Source organism: Cellulomonas sp. FA1 (assembly GCF_000986825.1).
Classification (GTDB): Bacteria; Actinomycetota; Actinomycetes; order Actinomycetales; family Cellulomonadaceae; genus Cellulomonas; species Cellulomonas iranensis.
In genome coordinates this window covers 2,603,493-2,625,108 of the sequence record NZ_LBMY01000001.1, presented here as the reverse complement: position 1 = coordinate 2,625,108, position 21,616 = coordinate 2,603,493, and the positions used below count along the sequence as shown (strand labels likewise).

At 76.9% G+C, this 21,616-nt stretch carries 18 protein-coding genes; 5 read left to right on the top strand and 13 right to left on the bottom strand.

Features of this window, described 5'->3' with window-relative positions; all coding sequences use genetic code 11:
- Positions 1–63 precede the first annotated feature (63 nt).
- The 9 genes from GY42_RS11825 to GY42_RS11785 all read right to left on the bottom strand — a co-directional run bounded on the left by GY42_RS11825 (position 64) and on the right by GY42_RS11785 (position 8,571).
- Positions 64–1,044: an HNH endonuclease gene (locus GY42_RS11825; protein WP_052748357.1), complete on the bottom strand. Its 981-nt coding sequence runs from the start codon at positions 1,042–1,044 to the stop codon at positions 64–66.
- 119 nt (positions 1,045–1,163) lie between these two features.
- Positions 1,164–1,745: a PIN domain-containing protein gene (locus GY42_RS11820; protein WP_046529471.1), complete on the bottom strand. Its 582-nt coding sequence runs from the start codon at positions 1,743–1,745 to the stop codon at positions 1,164–1,166.
- Between the two features lie 66 nt (positions 1,746–1,811).
- Positions 1,812–2,240 (bottom strand): helix-turn-helix domain-containing protein, encoded by a 429-nt coding sequence (locus GY42_RS19840; RefSeq protein WP_052748356.1) that lies wholly within the window; start codon positions 2,238–2,240, stop codon positions 1,812–1,814.
- Between the two features lie 145 nt (positions 2,241–2,385).
- Positions 2,386–3,069 (bottom strand): excalibur calcium-binding domain-containing protein, encoded by a 684-nt coding sequence (locus GY42_RS19835; RefSeq protein WP_236686778.1) that lies wholly within the window; start codon positions 3,067–3,069, stop codon positions 2,386–2,388.
- A 90-nt stretch (positions 3,070–3,159) separates the two neighbouring features.
- Positions 3,160–3,843: a response regulator gene (locus GY42_RS11805; protein WP_046529470.1), complete on the bottom strand. Its 684-nt coding sequence runs from the start codon at positions 3,841–3,843 to the stop codon at positions 3,160–3,162.
- A complete protein-coding gene (locus tag GY42_RS11800; RefSeq protein WP_152667290.1) occupies positions 3,840–5,330 on the bottom strand; it encodes a sensor histidine kinase in 1,491 nt (496 codons plus the stop codon). The genes GY42_RS11805 and GY42_RS11800 overlap by 4 nt, the downstream gene beginning before the upstream one ends.
- A gap of 91 nt (positions 5,331–5,421) precedes the next feature.
- A complete protein-coding gene (locus GY42_RS11795; RefSeq protein WP_046529469.1) occupies positions 5,422–6,249 on the bottom strand; it encodes an ABC transporter permease in 828 nt (275 codons plus the stop codon).
- Positions 6,246–7,187 carry an ATP-binding cassette domain-containing protein gene (locus GY42_RS11790; protein ID WP_046529468.1) on the bottom strand — a complete coding sequence of 314 codons (942 nt, stop codon included), beginning with the start codon at positions 7,185–7,187 and terminating at the stop codon, positions 6,246–6,248. The genes GY42_RS11795 and GY42_RS11790 overlap by 4 nt, the downstream gene beginning before the upstream one ends.
- Positions 7,188–7,323: 136 nt before the next feature.
- Positions 7,324–8,571, bottom strand: a complete 1,248-nt coding sequence (locus GY42_RS11785) for a hypothetical protein (protein ID WP_046529467.1) — start codon at positions 8,569–8,571, stop codon at positions 7,324–7,326.
- Between the two features lie 233 nt (positions 8,572–8,804).
- On the opposite strand from GY42_RS11785, the gene GY42_RS11780 reads away from it, so the two are divergent.
- Positions 8,805–10,733 (top strand): oxidoreductase, encoded by a 1,929-nt coding sequence (locus GY42_RS11780; RefSeq protein WP_046529466.1) that lies wholly within the window; start codon positions 8,805–8,807, stop codon positions 10,731–10,733.
- 507 nt (positions 10,734–11,240) lie between these two features.
- Here the strand turns inward: GY42_RS11780 and GY42_RS11775 are convergent.
- Entirely contained in the window at positions 11,241–12,167 is a 927-nt protein-coding gene (locus GY42_RS11775) for an ADP-ribosylglycohydrolase family protein (RefSeq protein WP_046529465.1), read from the bottom strand.
- 445 nt (positions 12,168–12,612) lie between these two features.
- Between GY42_RS11775 and GY42_RS11770 the strand changes: the two genes are divergently transcribed.
- On the top strand, positions 12,613–12,798 hold the full coding sequence (locus GY42_RS11770; protein ID WP_046529464.1) for a hypothetical protein: 186 nt from the start codon (positions 12,613–12,615) through the stop codon (positions 12,796–12,798).
- A 258-nt stretch (positions 12,799–13,056) separates the two neighbouring features.
- Here GY42_RS11770 and GY42_RS11765 read toward each other — a convergent pair whose 3' ends face one another.
- Both GY42_RS11765 and GY42_RS11760 read right to left on the bottom strand, forming a co-directional pair.
- The gene (locus GY42_RS11765) at positions 13,057–13,833 is read right to left on the bottom strand and encodes an ABC transporter permease (protein ID WP_046529463.1); all 777 of its coding nucleotides are present in this window, start codon (positions 13,831–13,833) and stop codon (positions 13,057–13,059) included.
- A complete protein-coding gene (locus GY42_RS11760; RefSeq protein ID WP_046529462.1) occupies positions 13,830–14,789 on the bottom strand; it encodes an ABC transporter ATP-binding protein in 960 nt (319 codons plus the stop codon). Before GY42_RS11760 ends, GY42_RS11765 begins: the two co-directional genes overlap by 4 nt.
- Positions 14,790–14,890: 101 nt before the next feature.
- Here GY42_RS11760 and GY42_RS19680 point away from each other — a divergent pair, with 101 nt between their 5' ends.
- The gene (locus GY42_RS19680) at positions 14,891–15,694 is read left to right on the top strand and encodes a TetR/AcrR family transcriptional regulator (RefSeq protein WP_052748354.1); all 804 of its coding nucleotides are present in this window, start codon (positions 14,891–14,893) and stop codon (positions 15,692–15,694) included.
- Positions 15,695–15,868: 174 nt separating this feature from the next.
- On the opposite strand, the gene GY42_RS11750 is transcribed toward GY42_RS19680, so the two are convergent.
- On the bottom strand, positions 15,869–20,080 hold the full coding sequence (locus tag GY42_RS11750; RefSeq protein ID WP_052748353.1) for a beta strand repeat-containing protein: 4,212 nt from the start codon (positions 20,078–20,080) through the stop codon (positions 15,869–15,871).
- 123 nt (positions 20,081–20,203) lie between these two features.
- Between GY42_RS11750 and GY42_RS19440 the strand changes: the two genes are divergently transcribed.
- Positions 20,204–20,608, top strand: a complete 405-nt coding sequence (locus GY42_RS19440) for a DUF6916 family protein (protein ID WP_046529459.1) — start codon at positions 20,204–20,206, stop codon at positions 20,606–20,608.
- Entirely contained in the window at positions 20,605–21,612 is a 1,008-nt protein-coding gene (locus tag GY42_RS19675; RefSeq protein WP_052748352.1) for a phage tail protein, read from the top strand. The genes GY42_RS19440 and GY42_RS19675 overlap by 4 nt, the downstream gene beginning before the upstream one ends.
- Positions 21,613–21,616 lie beyond the last annotated feature (4 nt).

Sequence of the window (21,616 nt, the reverse complement as noted above, 5' to 3'; positions counted from 1 at the left end):
CAGGGGTGAGGCCCGCGTCGATGAGCTCAGACCGCTCGACCCGGCAATACCCTTCGCGCACTTTCACACCCGCGCCAGGTCCTTCCACCGCGCCCGAGCCGCGAGGTGATGCTCCTCGATCAGCTCGACGTCCGGCAGGCGCGACGCGTGCACCGAGATCCGCCGGCCGTCGAGCGCGGCCAGGCTCTCGTGCCGTTCGAGCAGCCGCGGCGCGACCTGCGTGGTCCACGTCTTGGGGTTGAACGTCAGCACGAGGCGGTCGAACAGCCGGTGCACGTCGGCGCGCAGCAGCAGGCCGCCGTCGTCCAGGTGCTCGGGGCGGTCCGCGAAGCGGTACAGGTGGGCGGCGTCCAGCACCATCTCCGGCTGGGCGCCCGTGACCGCGCACGTGGCGCCGTAACGGTCGAGCAGGCGCTCACGGAACTGCTGCTGCCCGACGCGCCGCCGCACCACGGCGTCGACGTGGCCACCGGCCACGGGCGTGCCGTACCGCAGCACGGCCGCTTCCAGGGCGCCTTCGAGCCCGCCGTAGGCCGCGAGCATGTCGAGCACGCGTGTGCGGTCGAGCCGGCGGATCGCGTTCTGCCGGTCGGCCCCGGCGTAGACCGTGTCGAGGGCTCGCACGGGGAGCGGCGAGTCGAGCGGGGTCCACGTGCCTGCGTACGTCGCCGTGTACCGCGTGACGTCGGACGGTGCCATCCGCGGCTCGTCGAACGTCGCCTTGCAGTCGTTGCAGCGGTAGCGGGGCAGCGCGCGCTTGCGGGCGGTGGTGCTGGCCGAGCCGCAGGAGGGGCAGCGCCGCATGACCTTGACGCCGGGGCTGCTCACGACGTCCTCGACGACACCGTGCCCGAGGATCAGCTGCCCGTCCCGCAGCACGACGAGGTCACCCGGGCTGATCGCCCTGTGGTTGACGACGTGCGAGTCGTACTCGTACCGCGTGCCGAGGACGTCGCCGTACGTGTGGTCGAGCAGCGTGTCCGACGTCCGCGTGAAGCAGCCCCACGCTGCCGGCGCCGCCGCGCCACGCTGCCGGACGTTCATGCGTGGAGCTCAGCAGCTGCGTCGACCGTGCGGCAAGCGACGCGCCGGGTTGTCCGTCGCCCGGGAGGCGCATCCCGGGCAAGGGGTCCGTGTGAGGCGCCGAGCCGCCGGCTCAGACGTCAGAACGACGCGATGAGGTGGCGCCTGACGCGCTCGGCGAACTGCGGACACTGAGCAGAGCGCAACCGGGCGGGCACGTCAGCCTCGCCGAACCTGTCGTACCAGTACCGAGCCATCTGCGCGGCCACGGTGGCGACGAGCGACGGGCAGCTGTCGTCGACCAGCACGAGGAAGTCGTCGGGGTGCATCACCTCGTACGGTGACGCGCTGTCGTCCCACACGAAGTCTCGGGTGTTGCAGGTGAGGAGGACGTCGGCGCGGCACGCCACTGCGGCGGCGTGGACATGGGCGTCCGAAGGGTCGGGCCCGCCGTAGCCCGCGTCGATCGTGAAGTCGTCGACGCGGCCCGCCTCGAACGTGTCCGCCAGGAGGTCGCGGATGCGGGTGATCCGCGCGCCGTCCCATCGGGGGTGTGCCCTGCGCAGGTGATAGATCAGCTCGGCTAGCACGTCCTCGGTCCAGCACGCCACGAACGGGGGGTCGTCAGGTGTGGTGTAGAGCATGCCGAGCCAGTCGCGCAGCGTGCGGGAGAACCACACGTTGGCGTCGACGAAGACGGTCGTCGTCCCGATCCCCTGCATGCCCTGGACCCTAGCGACGACTCCCGACGGTCCTCTGGGTGAAGGTTCCTCTTCAGAGTGCTCCGCTCACGCCTCGTCGCCCTCGGCCTCCAGCAGGGCGGCGAACGCCGCTCGCTCGCGTCGACGCCGCGCGCTCCTCGCGGCGAGCACGTCCTCCGTGCGTAGGCGCGTGTGCGTGCCGACCTTGTGCGCCGCGACGTCACCCCGGGCGATCATCTTCATGAGCGTGGGACGGGAGACACCCAGCATGGCCGCGGCGGTGGACGTCGTGATCTCCGACGGTGTGGCGGTCACAGTCACCGTCGCACCGGACGCGATGGCCTCCAGCACCTGCTGCAGCAGGACGCCGACGTCGCGCGGTAGCGGTTGCGCGGTGTCGCCGCGCCCGACAGAGAGGTAGCCCTCGGGGCCCTCCAGGGTGCCGAGGACGTCGCGCGCCAGGTCGGCATCGCGCTCATGCGTGAACAGACGGGTCGGTGATGTCGCGGTCGCCACGACGGCTCCTCAGGGTGGGGTTGCGGATGTCACCGTAATATCTTCCAGATATCCGTGCAACAGGGAGAGGGGCTGGGATGGCTCGCCGGGCCACCCCCGTGGCAACGAGGCGGGTCGCCCGCCGTCGGCCGAACGCACGACCCCCCTACTCGCAGCCCACGCCGTCGTTGTCGCGGTCCAGGTGCGACGCGTACCCGGGGTCGCCGACGCGCACGGGTGCGGCGCCCGCGGCCCGGGCCTCGGTGCAGTTCTTGTAGTACACCGAGCCCCCGGACGACGCAGCGCTCGACCCGCCCCCCGACGAGCCCGACGCCGCGGCCGCGGACCTGCCTGACGATCCCGACGACGACCCCGACGATCCCGACGACGACCGCGACGACGCCGATCGCACCGCGGCCTCGCGTGCGTCGAGGTCGGCGGTGCGCTGGTCGAGGGCGGCGACCTGGGCGGCGGCGTCGGCGACCTGCTTCTTGGCGGCCGTCAGGTCGTCGCGGGCCTCGGCGAGGTCGGCGTCGAGCTCGTCGCGGTCCTGCGTGAGGTCGCTCTTCTCGCCGGTGAGCGCGGCGATGGCCGCGCGGTCCTCCTGCGCCTGCGAGCTCGCGGACGACGCCGCGCCCACGCCGCCGAGGATCAGCCCGAGCACCAGCGCCCCCGCCCCGACGGCGGGCGTCAGCCACCTCCGACCCCCGGTGCGCGGCTCGACGTCGACCCACAGCTCCCAGTCGTCGGGCGCGGCGGGCCACGCCGGGTCGGGCGACCAGTCGGCCGGCGGCTGCCAGCCCTTCGGCGGGATGGGCCACCCGGGCGGTGGGTTGAAGCGCTGCGACATGGTGCCCCCTGGCGTCGTCGGTGCCGGAGCATCGACGTCGCGGGCCGACGACTTGAGGGGACCCGCGCGGCGACGAGCGCCGCCTGGGTGCTACCCCCCACCTCCGGCCCGCACGAGCCCCGTCTCGTACGCGAGCACGACGACCTGCACGCGGTCGCGCAGCCCGAGCTTGGCGAGCAGCCGCCCCATGTGCGTCTTGACGGTGGCCTCGGTGACGAACAGCCGGTCGCCGATCTCGGCGTTCGACAGCCCCTCGGCCACGAGCCGGACCACCTCGAGCTCGCGTGCGGTGAGCGCCGCGAGCCGCGGGTGCGGGCCGTCGCCCTGCGGGGTGGCGCGGTCGTCGTCCGGCAGGTGCGGCGCGAACAGCTCGAGCATGCGGCGCGTGACGCGCGGAGAGACCACCGCGTCGCCCGACGCGACGGTGCGCACGGCCGTGACGAGCTCGGCGGGCGCGGCGTCCTTCAGCAGGAACCCGCTGGCCCCGGCGCGCAGCGCGCCGAACGCGTACTCGTCGAGGTCGAACGTCGTGAGCACCAGCACGCGCACGTCGGGGTGCGCGGCGACGACGGCGCGCGTCGCGTCGATGCCGTTGACGCCGGGCATGCGGACGTCCATGAGCACGACGTCGGGGCGCAGCGCGGCCGTCTGGTCGATGGCCGCCTGCCCGTCCTGCGCCTCGCCGACCACCTCGAGGTCGTCCGCGCTCTCGACGAGCAGGCGGAAGCCCATGCGGATGAGCGGCTGGTCGTCGACCAGCAGGACCCGGATCATGCGTCTCCCTCGTGCCACGGCAGGCGCGCGCGCACCCGCCACCCCGGGCCGTGCGGCCCGGCCTCGACCGTGCCGCCGAACGCGGCGACCCGTTCCGTCATGCCGACGACGCCCCGGCGCGTGCCCGGTGCGGCGGGCGCGGCGCCGTCGCCCGGCCCGGCGTCGGTGACGACGACGACGAGCGTGCCGCCGTCGCGCCGCACGTCGACCTCGACGCGCGGGCTGCCCGGTGCGTGCCGCAGCGTGTTGGTGAGCGCCTCCTGCACGACGCGGTACACGGCGAGCTGTCGTGTCGCGCCGAGCGCGTCGAGGCCCGTGACCGCGAGCCCGCTGGTCCGCACGGGCAGTCCGGCGGTGCGGAACCGCTCGACGAGGCGTGCGAGGTCGTCCGCGCCCGGCTGCGGCGCCATCGGCGCGCGACCGTCGCCGTCGGGTCCGGCCTGGGCGCCCAGGCGCCCGTCGTCGCCGACCGCGCCGCGCCTGCCGACGCCGTCACCGTCGACCGCCGCCCGGCCGTGGTCGTCCCGTTCGGCGCCCCCGACCGGTGCCGCGCCCACGACCTGCCCGGGCACGGGGTCCTCCTCGGCGTGCAGCACGTCGAGGATGCGCCGGACGTCGTCGAGCGCGGTACGGCCCGTCTCGACGAGCTCGTCGAGCGCGGCTCGCGCGCGGTCGGGGGAGCGATCGAGCGCGGCGGCGGCGCCCCCGCCGAGCGCGACCATGACGGTGAGGGAGTGCGCGACGACGTCGTGCATCTCGCGCGCGACGCGGGCGCGCTCGGCGGCGCGCGTGAGCCGGGCGCGCTGCGCGGCGTCCCGGGCGCGCGCGGCGACGGCCTCGGCGGCCCGCTGCCGGTGCGTGCGCAGCGCGGCGCCCGCGGCGACAGCGACGAGCGCGAGCACGACGACGGGCACGGCCGTGACCGCCCACCACGGCGTCACGAGGTCCGCGAGCCCGGGCGGCACCGAGCCCGCGGCGTCGTCGGGGTCGCCGCCGAGCAGCCGCGTGCCGACCACGGCGACGAGCGGCACGTACCGGGCCACGACGACGACGGGCAGCACGACGCCCGCCGCGACGAGCCACGCGGTGCGGGCCGGGCGCACGGCCGCGACCTGACCCAGCGCCGCCGCGACCGCGAGCTCGAACCCGTGCGTCGCGCCCGCGCCCACCAGCGACACGAGCGTGAGCGTGCCGACCGCGACCGCGACCGGCACGGGGTGCGCGCGCCTCCGGCTCAGCGCGACGGCGCCCGCGACCGTGAGCACGAACGACAGCACCTGCATGCCGGTGACGCGCGCCCCGAGGTACGTCGAGAGGTCGAGCATCGAGTCGGCGCCGAGCCCCAGCAGCAGCGACCACGCCGTGAACGTCCCGACGACGAGCGTGTCGACGACGACCGGCCGGCGCACGAACCGCCCGACGGGCGCAAGCACGCGCACCGCCGCACGGCCGGCCCGCGTCAGGGCGGACGGGCTTGGGCTGGTCACGGCGGCATCCTCCCCAACCCCGGCGCCCGTCGCGAACCCGCGCGGCACATCCGCCGTCGCGGCCTCGCCCGTCGTCGCACCCACGGCCGGCTCACACGTCCCGGCGGCGCAGCAGCACGGCGGCGACGCCGACCGCGAGCGCGGCCCACGCGAGCAGCACGCCGTACCCGGCCCACGGCCCGAGCGTCGTGTCGCGCGACCCGGAGACCACCGAGCCGAGCACGTCGGACGTCAGCAGCCGGCTCCCGGCGGCCGTCGGCAGGTACGCGCCGAGGCGCTGCAGGGCCTCGGACGGCAGGTAGGCGAACGCGGGCTCGACGACGAACACCAGGCCGAGCACGCTCGCGATGCCCGCCGCCGACGACCGGAGCGCGGCCCCGACGCCGTACGCGAACGCGGCCACGGCGGCGAGGTACAGCGGCACGCCGGCCATGATCCGCAGGTGCTCGGGCTGCGTGAGGTCGACGCCCATGCGCGCCTCGCCCAGCAGCGGCGCGGCGGCGGCCCACGCGGCGAGCACGCCCACCACGCCCGTGACCAGCGCGGTCACGACGACGACGAGCAGCTGCGCGCCCAGCACGGGCAGCCGCGTGGGCGCGGCGGTGAGGGTCGAGCGGACCTGCCCGGTGCGGTACTCGGCGGTGACGGCGACGACCGCGAGCCCGCACAGCACGAGCTGCGCGAGCATGACGCCCGACGTCACGTACACGGGCCCGACGAGGTACGCCGGGTCGGCCTCGTCGGCGATCGTCGCGACGCTCGTCGTGCGCATCACCGCCATGAGCGGGAGCACGGCGACGGCGAGCGCGAGCGCCCACCACGTCGAGCGCAGCGTCCGCAGCTTGAGGTGCTCGGACCGGACGAGCCGCGCGAACGTCACGGGGTGCACGCGCGGGCGGGCGAGGGCGGTGGCGGTCATCGGGACGCTCCGGAGGTCGTGGTGGTGCCGGGGGCTGCGGCGCGGTACTCGACCTCGCCGCCGGTGAGCTGCAGGTACGCGTCCTCGAGGGACGCCTGCACGGGCGCGAGCTCGTGCAGCACGACGCCGATGCCGGCGGCCGCGGCGGCGAGCGCGGGCGCGTCGGTGCCGCTGATCTCGAGCGTGTCGGTCGCGGTCGAGACGACGCGCAGCGCGGGGTCACGGACCAGCGCGGCGGCGAGCCGCGCGGCGTCGGGCGTGCGCACACGCACCGCCGCGGGGCCGGCCTGCGCGACGACGTCGGCGACGGGGGCGTCGGCGACGACCCGCCCGCGGCCGACGACGATCAGGTGGTCCGCCGTGAGGGCCATCTCGCTCATGAGGTGCGACGACAGCAGCACGGTCCGCCCCTCGGCGGCGAGCGCGCGCAGCAGCGTCCGCACCCACAGCACGCCCTCGGGGTCGAGGCCGTTGACGGGCTCGTCGAGGACGAGCGTCGCGGGGTCGCCGAGCAGCGCGGCCGCGATCCCGAGCCGCTGGCCCATGCCGAGCGAGAACCGCCCGGCGCGCACGTGCGCGACCGCACCCAGGCCGGCCAGCTCGACGACCTCGTCGACGCGCGCGTCGCCGATGCCGTGCGTCGCGGCGAGCGCCCGCAGGTGCGCGCGCGCCGACCGCCCGGGGTGGACCGCCTTCGCGTCGAGCAGCACGCCGACCTCGCCCAGCGGTGCGCGGTGCCGCGCGTACGGCGCGCCGTTGACGGTGACGCGGCCGCTCGTGGGGCGGTCGAGACCCACGACCATGCGCATGGTCGTGGACTTCCCGGCCCCGTTGGGTCCCAGGAAGCCGGTGACCCGCCCGGGGCGGACGGTGAACGTCATGCCGTCCACGGCGGTGCGCGGTCCGTACCGCTTGGTCAGGTGGTGGGCCTCGATCATGGCTCCTCCTCGTTCGGGTGCCCCGACCGTAGGAAGAGCGGGTGGTGCGCCGGGACGCCCGTGGGGCCGAACCGTGCCGGTGCGGCGCGTACGTCTCAGGGAGGACGGCGGACGACCTCGGAGGGCGGGGCGGCGGTCAGCCCGCGGGGTCGAGCTGCGCCCACAGCGCGTCGGCGTCGGCGCGCAGCGCGGCGACCCGCGTCTCCTCGGCGGCGATCTCCGCGGCCGTCGCCGCGAGCGTCTCGGCGCGGGCGGCGAGCTCGGCCTCGTCGCGCGCGAGCAGCTCGCGCGCGCGGGCGAGGGTCTGCTCGGCGGGCGACGACGGCAGCACGGTCCCGTCGCGCCACGTCCACGACAGCAGCAGCCGGTCGCGCTCGCGGGCTGCCATCGCGGCGATCTGCGTCTCCTGCTGCTCGAGCGCGGCGCGGTAGCTCGCGAGCGCCGCGACGTCGGCGTCGTACCGCTTCTGGTCGAGGACCTGGGTGAGGCCCCGGGCGTCGAGCGCACCCTGCGCGGCCGTGACCTCGGCCGAGACGGCGTCGAGCATGCCCCGGAACCCGGTGTGCACCGCGACGAGCGCCTCGCGGTCGGCGACGTACCGCGCGTACAGCTCCTCGACGCGCGGGCCGAGGCCGCCGGGCCGCCAGACCTGCGTGCCGACGTACGCGAACAGCTCGGTGGGGCGGCTCTCGGGGTAGGACCCGACGGACCCGGTGAGCTGCTCGTGCAGCGGGTCGGCGGGGTCGAGGCCCGCGACGACGGCCTCGAGCAGGGGCGTGACCTCGGTGCGCTCGGCGGCTGCGAGGTCGTCCCACGCGGCGTGCAGCAGCTCGTGCGCCGCGGTCGTGACGACGAACCCGTGCAGGCGCGCGTCGGCGGGGCGGTAGACGACGATCGCCCCGTCCGCGTGCCGCAGGCCGGCGCCGTCGGGGCCGACGTAGCAGCCGACCGCCCCGCCCTCGGCGGCCGTCGTGTCGGGGCGGTCGCAGCGCCCCGCGAACGCTGTGGCGTCGAGGAGCTCGGGCTGCGCGCGGTACAGCAGGTCGCGGCCGTGCGCGGTGAGGTGCATGTCGTCGGCGAGCGCGACGACGTCGGGCGCGGGTGCGGGCACGCGCCCGGCGACCACGCCGTCGAGCCAGGGGAGGTCCGCCGAGCGCAGCAGCGCCGGGAGCGGTCCGGTGACGACGACCCACCCGAGCAGCGCGAGCGACACGACCGTGAGGATCCGCTGGCCGAGCGGTCGGCGCGCGCGCCTGCCGGGCGGCGGCGGCGCGCCCGGTGCGGGCGCCCACGCGTGCGGCGGCACCCGCCGGTTCGCGGCCTCGTCGACGACCCACTGCGGCACGCGCCCCGTGGGGGAGCGGGGCAGGTCGTCGGGGGTCACGTGGAGGGGATCGGCTCGTGACGGCGTCGCGTTGAGGCCCGCGCGCGTCGGATCGTCGGCCGCCGGCCGTGGCTGCGCTCCCACCTGCGGGTGGCTCCGCGCTTCACCCCGCCCGCACCCGGACGAACCCACCTACCGAGTAGGTACTCAGGACCACGGTCCCGCAGGCGCCCCGAAAACCCGACGGACGATCGACACGTCGTCAACCGCCCCCGACGCCGGAGGAGGCCCCCGTGTCCTCGTACCCCCACCTGCTCGCCCCTCTCACGCTCGGCTCGCTCGAGCTGCCCAACCACGTCGTGATGCTCCCCATGGGCACCGAGATGGGCACGCACGAGGGCCTGTTCACCGAGCGGGAGATCGCCTACTACACCGAGCGCGCCGCCGGCGGCGTCGGCCTCGTCATGACCGGCATCTCCGCCGTCTCGCAGGACTACGAGCAGATCAACCCCGGCCTGTGCCGCGTCGACACCGACGACGCGCTCCCCGGCCTCACCGCGCTCGCGGAGTCGATCCACGCGGTCGGCGGGCGCGTGTCGCTGCAGCTCACCGCCGGTCTCGGCCGCAACATCAACGTCGTCGACCCCGAGCGCCTGCCGATCTCGGCGTCCGACAACCCGCACTACGCGCACCCCGAGGTGCTGTGCCGCCCGCTCGAGGTCGACGAGATCGCGACGATCGTCCGCCGCTTCGGCGAGGCCGCCGCACGCGCCAAGGCCGCCGGGATCGACGCGCTCGACATCCACGGCCACACCGGCTACCTCATCGACCAGTTCCTCACCCCGGCGTGGAACCGCCGCGACGACCAGTACGGCGGCTCGGTCGAGAACCGCTGCCGGTTCGCGGTCGAGATCATCCAGGCCGTCAAGGCCGCCGCCCCCGGCCTGCCCGTGAGCTTCCGCCTGTCGGTCGACCACAAGTTCCCCGGCGGCCGCACGCGCGAGGAGTCGCAGCGCATCGCCGTCGTGCTCGCGGAGGCCGGCCTCGACTTCATCCTCGCCGACGACGGGTCGTACGAGGCCATGGACTACGTCTTCCCGCCGTACTACCTGGGCGACGGCTGCATGGTCCCCGCCGCGCAGGCCCTCAAGGAGGTCGTCGACATCCCCGTCGTCGCGTGCGGCAACCTCGACCCCGACACCGCCGAGCAGGTGCTCGCCGCCGGCCACGCCGACGTCGCGGGCGTCGGTCGCGGCCTCATCGCCGACCCGCAGTGGTGCGCCAAGCTCGCCGACGGCCGCCGCGAGGACATCCGCCCCTGCATCCGCTGCAACGCGATGTGCGTCGGCAACGCGTTCTTCGCGCTGCCCCTCGGCTGCTCGGTCAACGCACAGGTCGGGTTCGAGCGCGAGCGCGCGCTCACGCCCGCCGAGACCCCCAAGCGCGTCGTCGTCGTGGGCGGCGGGCCCGCCGGGCTCGAGGCCGCGCGCGTCGCCGCCGAGCGCGGCCACCGCGTCGACGTCTACGAGCGCGACGCCGCGCTGGGCGGCGTGCTGCGCCCGGCCGCGACGCCGGACTTCAAGAAGGAGCTGCACGCGATGATCGGCTGGTGGGAGCGGCAGATCGCGCGCCTGCCCGTCACCGTGCACCTCGGCGTCGAGATCACCGCGGACTCCCCGGAGCTCGCCGGCGCCGACGAGATCGTGCTCGCCACCGGCTCCACGCCGCTCGTGCCCGGCACGATCCCCGGCATCGACGGCCCGAACGTCGTGGGCGTCATCGAGGCGCACCTCGGCGCCGACCTGGGGCGGCGCGTCGTCGTCGCCGGCGGCGGGCTCTCGGGCGCCGACCTGGCGCTCGAGCTCGCGCAGGCCGGCCGCGAGGTCACGATCGTCGAGATGACCGACGAGATCGCGCGCGACCTCATCGTCATCAACCGCATCACGCTGCTGCGCGACCTGGCCGCCGCGGGCGTCCGCACGCTCACCGGTCACACCGTGCTGTCGGTCGACGAGGGGGGCGTCGTCGCGCGCGGCCCCGAGGGCGACGTGCGGGTCGACGCCGACACGGTCGTCACCGCGTTCGGCGTGCGGCCCGCGACGACGCTGGCCGAGCAGCTGACCGCGGCCGGCCGCACCGTGCGCACGGTCGGTGACTGCGTGAGCCCCGCGAAGGTCGGCGAGGCCATCAACGGCGGCTTCCTGGTGGGCGCCGCGATCTGACCCCCGCCCGTCGTCGCGCACGCGTCTCTCCCCGAGCGCGTGCGCGACGACGGCCGGGCGCGAGTGCGCACCCACGCGCCGACCGCGGCACCCGCGCGCTCACGTGCACTCGCGAGCCCACCGTGGCACCCCGCTCGCCGGCCGCGGCACCCGCACGCCGACCGGCACCCGCTCGCCGACCGCGGTAGAGACGCGCCGAGCGCGGTACCAACGAGTACCGCGCTCGGCGCACGTCTACCGCGCTCGGCGCGTTCGGTGCGCTCCGCGTCCGGTGCGCTCCGCATCCGGTGCGTCCTGCGTCTGGGCCGGCCGGGCGGGCATGTCCCGCCGAGTGCGGCACGAGCACGCCGACCGCGGCAGACACGTCGCGAGCGCGGTACCAACGAGTACCGCGCTCGGTCGGTGAGTACCGCGCTCGGGGCGCAGGGTCCTGCCGGGTCGCGGCCACGGCCGCGGGCGCGGTGCGAGTGTGCGGTGTGCGTCGCGGGGTGTTGTCGGTGGGCGCGGTCAGCGGCGGACCGCGCGCGCGGCGAGGTCGGTCAGGGCCGCGGCGTCCAGGCCCGGCCACCCGTGCAGCACGTCCCGCCACGCGGCGGGCACGGCCGACGCACCGTCGCGTGCGCCGACCAGCGCGCCCGCGATCGCGGCGACCGTGTCGGTGTCGCGGCCGCCGCGCACGGCCCGCTCGAGCACGTCGACCAGCGTCGTGCCGTGCGTGATCGCCGACCACGCGGCCTGCAGCGCCTCGACGACCCACCCGTTGCGCTCGAAGTCCCGCGGGCGGCTGACCTCGGCGTCGGCGATCCGCGCCGCCCACGGGTCGCGTCGCGTCGCGGGCAGCCACGGCAGCCCGACGCAGACGTCCGCCACGCCCGTCCGGATCGCGTGCCGCACCGCGAGCGACCACAGCACGCACGCGTCCCCGGCGTCGTCCTCGGCATGCGTGAGATCCGACACCGCGCGCGCCGCGCGGGCCAGGTCGCCCTCGCGGCCGTCACCCAGGTACGCCAGCGCGACGGGTCCGGTGCGCATGAGCGACCCGTTGCCGGCCGACCGCCCGTACGTGTCGTGGAACGCGCGCGCCGAGCGCCTCGCCGCGGCGGCCGTGCGGGGCGCGAGCCCCCCGAGCACGGCGCGCGTCTGGTTCCCGACGTCCTTCGCGTCGACCGCCCACCCGCACCACACGTCGACGACGCCGTCGAGCGTGCGGTCGTCGTCGAGCGGCTCGCCCGCGGCGAGCGCGCGCAGCACCGGGACGGCCATCGACGTGTCGTCCGTCCACTCGCCGGGCGCCCACGCGAACGTGCCGCCGCCGACCATGCTCACGGGGGCGTCGTCGGGCAGCGGTGGGCCGAACTCGTAGCCGGCACCGAGCGCGTCGCCCGCCGCCGAGCCGATCACGGCGCCCGCGGCGCGGTCGAGCAGCGTGTCCACGAGGAGCCTCCTGGGGGTGGGCCCGGACGGGTGCGTCCGGGGTGTGTGGGCGTGTGGGCGCGTCCCGCGTCCCCGCCGTGCGGGCGTGGGCGCTCGACCCGCCGACCCGTCCATGCTGCCCCAGGCGGGGCAGGCCGTGCGCCTCGGCCGTTCGACCCGCTCGGTTCCCCGAGCCGGCGCAGCGGTGCAGTCGCCCGCTCGGGTGGGGCGGGAGTGTCGTCGGCGGCCCTCGCGCGCGCTCGTGCAGGGCTACCTCGCGGCCCGAGGTCGGTCGCGACGCCAGTGCCCCCTGCCCGGTGGCCCCGCCCCGGCCTGGTACCCGGTGGCCCGGCCCCGGCCCCGGCCTCGGCGCCCGGAGACCTGCCGCGTCCGTCCTCGCCAGGACAGCGCCCGCGGCGCGTGCCACGATCGGTGACCACTCGACGACGAGCCAGGGAGGCCGAAGATGTCCGTTCCCGACGACACCGTGACCCCGACCCCCGACGAGGTCCCCGACCCCGTGAAGGCCACCGCGCCGCAGGCGCCTCCCGCCCCCGGTGAGGACGGCGACAACAGCGGCCTGCCGGTCATCGAGGAGGCCGTGCTGCCGAAGGACGGCTCCCGCACCCCGGGTCTGCCCGGCAACGCCTGACCGGCCGGTGCCCGGGGCCGCGTGCACGCCCTGCGGCTCGGCCCGGCCCCGCGCACCCACCCGCCGCGGGCGCGTCGACGGACAGGCTCCCGGCTCGACGGACACGTGCACGCCCGTGTCCGTCGAGCCGTACCGCTGTCCGTCGACGTCGGAGGGGCGGGTGGGGTGCTGGGCGTCCGCGGGCGTGCCGCTCGCGGGCAGGGTGCTCGCTCCGTCGCGGCAGCGGCGGGTCAGGCGTGGCGGGTGGGGTGCGGCGGGTCAGGCGCGGCGGCGCAGCGCGACCGACGCGGCCGCGACCGACCCGACGCCCCACGCGAGCAGCACGACGAGCGAGCGCGTGGGCATGCTGAACGTGTCCTGCGCGAGGCCTGCGCGCACGAGCTGCGCCATGGGCTCGATCGGCAGCCACTCGTGCGCGCTCTGCAGCCACGCGGGCATGCGCTCGGCGGGATAGGAGACGGGCGAGAACAGCAGCACGATGAACACGAGCGCCTGCGTGAGCAGGTTGGCGAGCTGCGGCGGCAGCACGGTCGCCATGCCGTAGCCGACGGCCGCCGACGTGAGCGACACCAGGACGGTCGCGGGCAGGAACCACGGGGCGATCGACAGGTGGATGTCGAAGCGCAGGACGCCCGCGAGGATGCCGAGCGCCATGCCGGGCAGCGCGATGAGGGTCCACACCAGCAGGTCGGACACGAGGAACGCGGTGCGCGGCACGGGCAGCGTGCGCATCCAGTCCAGCGACCCCTCGGTGCGGGCCTGCGACACCATCTGCGGCGTCATGACGATGCCGACGGTGATGAGCGTGATGGTCGGGGCGCCGGTCGCGAGGAACAGCGCCGTCGCGGGGTCGGGGTCGCCGACGAGCAGGCCGTAGCCGACGACGGTCGTGACGGCCATGAACACCTGCACGACGACCATGAGCGGCAGGTACTGCGACTGCCGGCGCAGCTGCCACTGCACGAGCAGCAGGGTCTGCCGGACGGCGTCGAGGCGCGACGACGTGGTGGCCGGGGACGCGGTGAGCGTGGTCATGCGGCGGGCACCTCCGTGGTGGCGTCGGCGGGCTCGCCGACGAGCTGCACGTACACGTCCTCGAGGGACGCGGGGGTGAGGGCGTAGCGCTCGAGGCGCCCGGCCTCGACCTCGTCCTGCGCCCAGCGGACGACCTCGGCGGCCGCGTCGGCGGGCACGGCGGCGGTCGCGCGCAGGTGCCCGGCGGTGACGTCGCGGGCGGCGGCGTGCCAGCGCACGGGCTCGCCGGGGACGGTGTCGACCTCGAGCGTGAGCGCGCCGCTGAGGCGTGACGTGAGCCCGGCGGGGGTGTCGGCGGCGATGACCGTGCCGGCGTCGAGGATCGCGAGGTGGTCGACGACGCGCTCGGCCTCGCGCACGTTGTGCGTGACGAGCAGGACGCCGTGCCCGGAGTCGGCGAGCCCGCGGATCTGCTGCCAGAGCAGGCGGCGGCGCACGGGGTCGACGTCGTTGGTGGGCTCGTCGAGCACGACGAGCGTGCCGGGCACGACGGCGGTCATGGCGAACGCGGTGAGGCGGGCGATGCCGCCGGAGACCTTCTCGGACGGTGTGTCGGCCCACGGGCCGAGGTCGAGCGCGTCGAGCAGGTCGGTGGTGCGGCGGCGGATGTCGGCGGGCGCGGCGCCGCGGATGCGACCGACGAGCTCGATGGCGCGCCGCGGCGTGAGGCCGCTGATGGGCACGTTGGCCTGCGCCTGGATGGACACGAGCCGGCGGGCGCGGGCGGGGTGCGCGACGGCGTCGACGCCCTGCACGGTGATGGTGCCGGCGTCGGGCCGGACGAGGCCGACGACCTGGTGCACGAGCGTCGTCTTGCCCGCGCCGTTGTGGCCGAGCAGCCCGACGACCTGGCCCGCGGCCACGTCGAGGTCGATGCCGTCGTTGGCCTGCACGCCGCGTCGTCCCCGGTACCGCTTGCGCAGCCCGCGGACGGTGAGCACGTCCGTCCCGTCCATCCCCGCCTCCAGTTCACATACCGATGAGTACGTGCCGCACGGTACGCGCAAATACTCAGTGGTATCAACCCGGCGGTATGCGGGTTGCGTATCCTGGTCCCATGGCCGACGACCGGGACACCCTCAAGGCCGCCTCCCGCGCCCTCGCCGACGCCGCCGCGCAGCTCACGCGCGCGCTCGGCACGCAGGCCCGCCAGCACCTCCCCGAGGTCGGCGAGGTCATCGCGCAGGGGCTGCGCGAGGCCGCGCTCGAGCTCGCGGACGTCTCGGAGTCGATGGACAAGAAGTCCGGCAAGGGCGAGGCGCGCCGCCGCAGCAAGGTCGACCGCACGCGTGCCGACCTCCTCGACGCGGCCGCGCGGGTCTTCTCCGCCAAGGGCTTCGAGGGCGCCTCCGTCGACGACGTCGCGACCGAGGCCGGGTACACCAAGGGCGCCGTCTACGCGCACTTCGGGTCCAAGCGCGACCTGTTCCTCGCGGTCGCGCGGTCCGTGCTCGACGCCGAGAGCGCCGGGGAGCACCGGCTGCCCGGCGTCACGACCGACGGCGTCGACGTCGCCGCCCTCGAGGCCGCGCTCGCCGCGAGCGCCCAGGACCCGCGCCTGCTCCTGTCGATCGAGCTGCTCGCGTACGCGATGCGCCACCCCGGCACGTCCGAGGAGCTCGAGGTCGTCTACGCGCGCGCGTTCGACGCGCTGGCGTCCCACGTCGCCGACGTGCGCCGCGCACGCGAGGCCCGCGCGGGCCACGACGTGGTCCCCGGCGTCACCGAGCACGACCGCGACACGACGCTCGGCGTCGTCGCCGTCCTCAACGTCGCCCCGTTCGGGGTCCGCCTGCTCGGCGAGCCCTACGCGGGCCCCGCGGCCGGTGCGCGCGTCATCGCGCGGCTGCTCGAGGGCTGACCGCGCGCACCCGGGCGGTCCGGTGCCACGTCACCCCGCCCGCCGCGCCCGCACGTCCGCCCGCCACACCCGCACGTCCGCCGCCCGCCACACCCGCACATCCGCTCGGGCGCCACGCCCGCACGTCGGCCGGCGTGCGGCTGCCCACCGCGCGCCCGGGCGTCGCGGCGCCCGTCAGGCGTCGCGACGACGCCGCGTCGCGGCCGCGACCCCGGCCACCCCGGTGGACGCGACGAGCGCCGCGAGCGCGAGGAGCGGGAGCGGCGCGAGCCCCGTGCGCGGCAGGCCGGACGCCGTCGGCGTCGTGCCCGCGGTCCCCGGTCCGGCTCCGACGGGTGCCGTGCCGGCTCCCGTCCCCGGCGTGCCGGTGCCCGGCGTGCCACCACCCGGCGAGCCACCACCCGGCGAGCCGCCGTCCGGCGTGCCGCCGCCCGGCGTGTCGACGCCGACCACGTCGAGCACGGTGCTCGCGGTCGCCGTCCCGCCCACGGTGGACACGGTGAGCCGCCCGAGCGTGCCCTCGTCGGCGACCGACGGCGTGAGCGTCAGCACGTGCTCGGTGCGGACCGCCGGGCCGGCCGCGCGCGCCGCCGCCCCTCCCGCCGGGCGGGCCGACGCCCCTCCCGCCGGGCGGGCCGACGTGGCCCACGAGAGCGGCACCGGCTGCCACGTCGCCCCGCCGTCGCGGGACACGTCCCACGTCGCGGTCGCGTCGGCGCCCAGCACCGTCCACGCGAGCGTCGCCGGCACGCCGGTGGTCAGCCGCGTCACGGGGCCCGGGCCGTCGACGACCTCGGGTGCCGCCGCGACGACGAGCTCGGCCTCGGCGCTCGTCACCGACACCGGTCCCGCGACGAGCGTCGCGGTGGCGACGGCCCGCACGCGCAGGCCGTCGTCGGCGAGCGTCGGGGTGAGGCGCAGCGTCGTGCCGGTGCCGACGGCCGCCCACGTCGTGCCGTCGGACGTCGCCTCCCACGTCACGTCCGGCACCGGGCGGCCCGTCACCTCGACCGTGAACGCGACCTGCGCACCGGGCGCCGTCGCGACGTCGAGCGGGTCGCTGACCGTGGGGGCGACGAGCACGCGCAGCGCCGCGTCGGCGCTGGTCACCGACCCGCGCGAGGACGTCGCGACGGCCCGGTAGCGGGTGCCGTCGGCGGCGGGGTCACCGGGGACGACGAGCGTCGTGCCGGTCGCACCGGCGACGTCGTCCCACGTCGTGCCGTCGCTCGAGGACTGCCACGTGACGGCCGGCGCCGGGCGTCCGGCGACCGTGACCGTGAAGGTCGCCTCGGTGCCCGCGTCGACCGTGACGTCGGCGGGCGGCGTCACCACGACGGGCGGTGCGTCGACGGCCACCGTGGCGGGGTCCGACCCGACGGTCGCGAGCGCGTTGCCCGCCACGGCGCGCACGAGCAGTCCGTGGTCGGCGTCGGTGAGGGTCCGCGCGTACGACGGGCCGGTCGCGTCGGGGACGTCGTCCCAGGCCGTGCCGTCGGTGGACGTCTGCCAGCGGACGTCCGGTGCCGGGTTGCCCGTCGCGGCGGCCGTGAACGTCACGACGTCGCCCGCGAGGCCCGTCGCGTCCTGCGGCTGCGTCGCGAACGCGGGCGCGTACCGGACCTCGAGCGTCGCGGCGGCGCTCGTGACGGTGCCGAGCGCGTTGGTGACCACGGCGCGCACCCGCGTGCCGTCCTCGGCCGCGGTCGTGGCCGGGAGCACGAGCGTGGGCCCGGTGCCCGCGGTGGTCCAGGTCGAGGCGCCCGCGGCGCGGCGCTCCCAGCGCACGCCCGGCGCGGGGTTGCCGGTGACGGCCACGGTGAACGACGCGTCGTCGCCCGCGTCGACCGTCTGCGGTGCCGGGTCCGTGACCGTCGGTGCGTGGCGCACCGTGAGCAGCACCGCGTCGGACGCGACGGTGCCCGCGAACCCGGTCGCGAGCGCACGCACCCGCACGCCGTCGTCGGCCGCCGTCACGGTGCGCGTCCAGGTGCCGCCGGTCGCCCCCGGGGCCGAGGCCCACGACGTGCCGTCGGTCGAGGTCTGCCACTGCAGCGTCGGCGCCGGGAACCCGGCGGCCGCCGCCGTGAACGTCGCGTCGTCGCCCGCGTCGACGGTCACCGCCTGCGGCTGCTGCGTGAACCCGGGGCCGTGCTGCACGTGCAGCGTCGCCTCGGCGCTCGTCACGGTGCCGCGCGGGTTCGTCACGACGGCCCGCACGCGCGTGCCGTCGTCCGCGGCGGTCGCCTCGTCGAGCACCAGCTCGGGGCCGTCCCCGGCCGCGGACCACGTCGCGGCGCCCGCGGCGCGGGTCTGCCAGCGCACGTCGGGTGCCGGGGTCCCGGTGACGGCGACCTCGAAGCGCGGCAGGTCGCCCTCGCGGACGGTCGCGTCGGCGGGCTGCCCGGTGATCGCGGGCGCGGCCTCGACGGTGACGCGCGCGGGCGCGGTCGTGGTGGTGCCCGACGCCCCCGTGACGGCCGCCCGCACGCGCAGGCCCTGGTCGCCGGGCGTGAGCGTGCGCGTCCAGGTGGCGTCCGTCGCGCCGGGCACGTCCTGCCAGGACGTGCCGTCCGACGAGGTCTGCCACTGCACCGTCGGCGCGGGCGACCCCTCGGCGGACGCCGTGAACGTCACGTCGGCACCCGCGAGGTCGGCGACGTCCTGCGGGCCGACCACGGCCTCGGGCCCCCACGTGACCGTCAGCGTCGCGGGGGTGCTCGTCGCGGCGGGCCCGGACCCGGTCGCCACGACGCGGACCTGCGTGCCGTCGGCGGCGCGCGTCACGCCGGTGAGCACGAGGGTCGTGCCGGTCGCGCCCGGGACGTCCGCCCAGGTGCCCGTCGTCCCCGCGCGGCGCTGCCACTGCAGCGTCGGTGCGGGCGCGCCGCTCGCCGCGGCGTCGAACGTCGCGTCGCCGCCCTCGAGAGCGGTGACGTCGACCGGCTGCTGCGTGATCGTGGGCGGTGCGGTCACGGTCAGCTCGGCGGTCGTCGCCGCACCGTCGACCGTCGACGTGACCGTGCCCGGCGCGGTGGCCACGAAGCGTGCGGACGCCGTGCCGTCGGCGCCCAGCGCGGCGTCGGCCGGCGCGAACGTCGCGCCCGACCAGGTCACGGGCGCACCGGCGACCGCGCGCAGCAGCGCGGCACCGGGGGCGGTGCCGTCGGACAGCGCGAGCGCGACCCGCGCGGTGACGGTCGTGCCGGCGTCCGCGGCCGTCGGGTCGAGCGTCGTCGCGACCGTCGCCCACGGGGCCGTCGTGGCGCCGCCGGCCGCGTCGCAGCCCGCTCCCGCGGGGTCGACGCAGCCCCACCACGAGCGCACGGCGCTCGTGGCGCCCGCGAGCCCGGCCCGGCTCGTCGTGCCCGCGGCGTCGGTGACGTTGCCCGCGAACCGCGAGTCCGTCACGGTGCCGCCGGCCAGGTCGACGGCGGCCGTCGACCCCGCGGCACCCGTGGCCGTGTTGCCCACGACGGCGACGCCGACGAGCTCGGCCGTGCCCGCGGCGACGCGGACCGCCGAGCCGCGCGCGGGCCGCACACCCGTCGTGAGCGTGTTCGCCTCGAACCGCGAGCCGGTGATCGTCGTGGTGGGCGACCCCCAGCGCACGTCCACCGCACCGCCGACGTCGGACGCGGCGCCCGCGCCGCGCACGGCGTTGCCCGTGAAGGTCGCGTCGACGATCTCGACGGCGTCGTCCCCGCCGCCCACGCCCGTGTACCCGATCGCACCGCCGCTCGCGCCGTCCGCGGCGTTGCCGTCGAACGTGCAGCGCTCGACGCGCAGCGCGCCGCCCGTCATCGAGACCGCGCCACCCACGTCGGCCGGCGTGGCCGTGCCCTGCGGGGCGTTGACGCTGTCCGTGACGGCGCAGTCGCGCAGCGTGAGCGCGTCGGCGGCGCCCGGGTCACCCGTGCCCGCCAGCACGGCGCCGCCGCCCGCCTCGCCGCCGAGGCCGCGCGTCAGCGTCACGCCCTCGACCGTCAGCCGGACGCCGCCGGTCAGCGACGCGTCGACGTCCAGCACGCGCGACACGCCCCGGGCGTCGATCGTCGTGGTGCCCGCGCCCGCGCCGCGCAACGTCACGTCGGCGGCGCGGCCCGGGTCGACCGTGAGCGCGCCGGCCGTCAGGGCGTAGGTGCCGGCCGGCACGGCGACGACCGACGCGTCGTGCGCGCCGGCGGCGCACAGCGCCTCGCGCAGCGACGTGCCGGGTGCGCCGTCGTCGCACCCGGCGACGAGCGGCGCGTCGACCGTGGTGTCGACGGCGAGCGCGACCGGAGCGGCCTGCGCGGGCGCCGCGGCGAGCGTCGGCGCGAAGACGACGAAGAGCCCCAGAGCGGCAGCAACCGGACGTGGAAGTGCGCTCTGACCAGGCGGCATGGTGCGCACGCTACAGAGTTTCACCCGGGCCGAAAGGCCCTGCGGGCGGGTGAAACTCCTAGGCTCGCGGCGACCGGACCGGGACCGCCCGCCTCCGGCGCGGTCTCAGGAGGTGGTTCGCGCGTGCTCACGGATCGGACGGTCGAGCGCCCGGGCGTGACGCGACGCGCCGTGCTCGCGACGGGTGCCGGCGTGGTCGCCGTCGGGGCCCTCGCGGCCGCCGTCGGCGTCCAGCTCGCACGGCCGCGGCTGCCGCTCGACGCCACCGCCCTGGCGGCGCTGGTCGGGAGCACGTTCGTGGACACCGGCACGGGCACGCGCGTCGTGCTCGACGCCGTCGACGGCCTCGCGGGGCGCGCCGCGACCGCCGAGCGGTTCGCGCTCGTGCTCACCGCCGACGCGCCGCTGCCCGCCGCGACGCGCACGCTGCGCCACCCCGACGGCGACCTGCACGTGTACCTCGGCCCCGTCGGCGCCGACCCCCGCACGCTCGAGGCCGTCGTCGACCGCACGGGGGGCCACGCGTGACCGGGCTCATCGGCGAGGTCCGCATGTTCGCCGGCAGCTACGTGCCCGCCGGGTGGCTGGCGTGCCACGGCCAGACGCTCGCGGTCGCCCAGTTCTCGACGCTGTTCAGCGTCCTCGGCACGACGTGGGGCGGTGACGGCGCGACGACCTTCCGCCTGCCCGACCTGCGCGGCCGCACGCCGCTGGGCACCGGCACGGGCGTCGGGCTGACGCCGCGGACCCTCGGCGAGACGGGCGGCACCGAGACCGTCACGCTCACGACCGCCGAGATGCCCGCGCACGCGCACGTCGTCCGCGGGTCGGCGGCGCAGGCCACCGACGGCGCGCCCGCCGGCCGCGTCCCCGCGGTCACGCCCGACGCCACGCCGTACCGCACCGGCGGCACCACGTGGCTCGCGGCGCAGGCGCTCGACGGCGTCGGGCAGGGGCAGCCGCACGAGAACCGGTCGCCCGTGCTCGGGCTGCACCTCGCGGTCTGCGTCGAGGGGGAGTACCCCGCCGACGGCGCCGACGACGGCGACACCACGATCGGCGAGATCCGGCTCATGGCGGGCACGCGCGTGCCCGCCGGCTGGCTGGCCTGCGACGGCGCGCAGCACTCGATCAGCGGCAACCAGGCGCTCTACACGATCCTCGGCTTGACGTACGGCGGCGACGGCGTGCAGACGTTCGGCGTGCCCGACCTGCGCGGCCGGGTCCCGCTGCACCCGGCACCCGGGCGCCCCGCGGGATCGGTCGGGGGCGCCGAGCGGGTCGCGCTGCAGGCCTCCCAGCTGCCGCCGCACGCGCACACCGCGCGCGCCACCGCGTCGCCCGCGAGCACGGGCTCGCCCGGGGGTGCGCTGCACGCCGCCGCGGCGAACGCCCGCTACGCCGCGTCGCCGCAGGTCGCGGGCGCGTCGACCGACACGGCCGGGTCGTCGGCCCCGCACATCAACATGCCGCCGTACGCGGGGATGACGTTCGTCATCGCGGCGTACGGCGAGTACCCGAGCCGGCCCTGAGGAG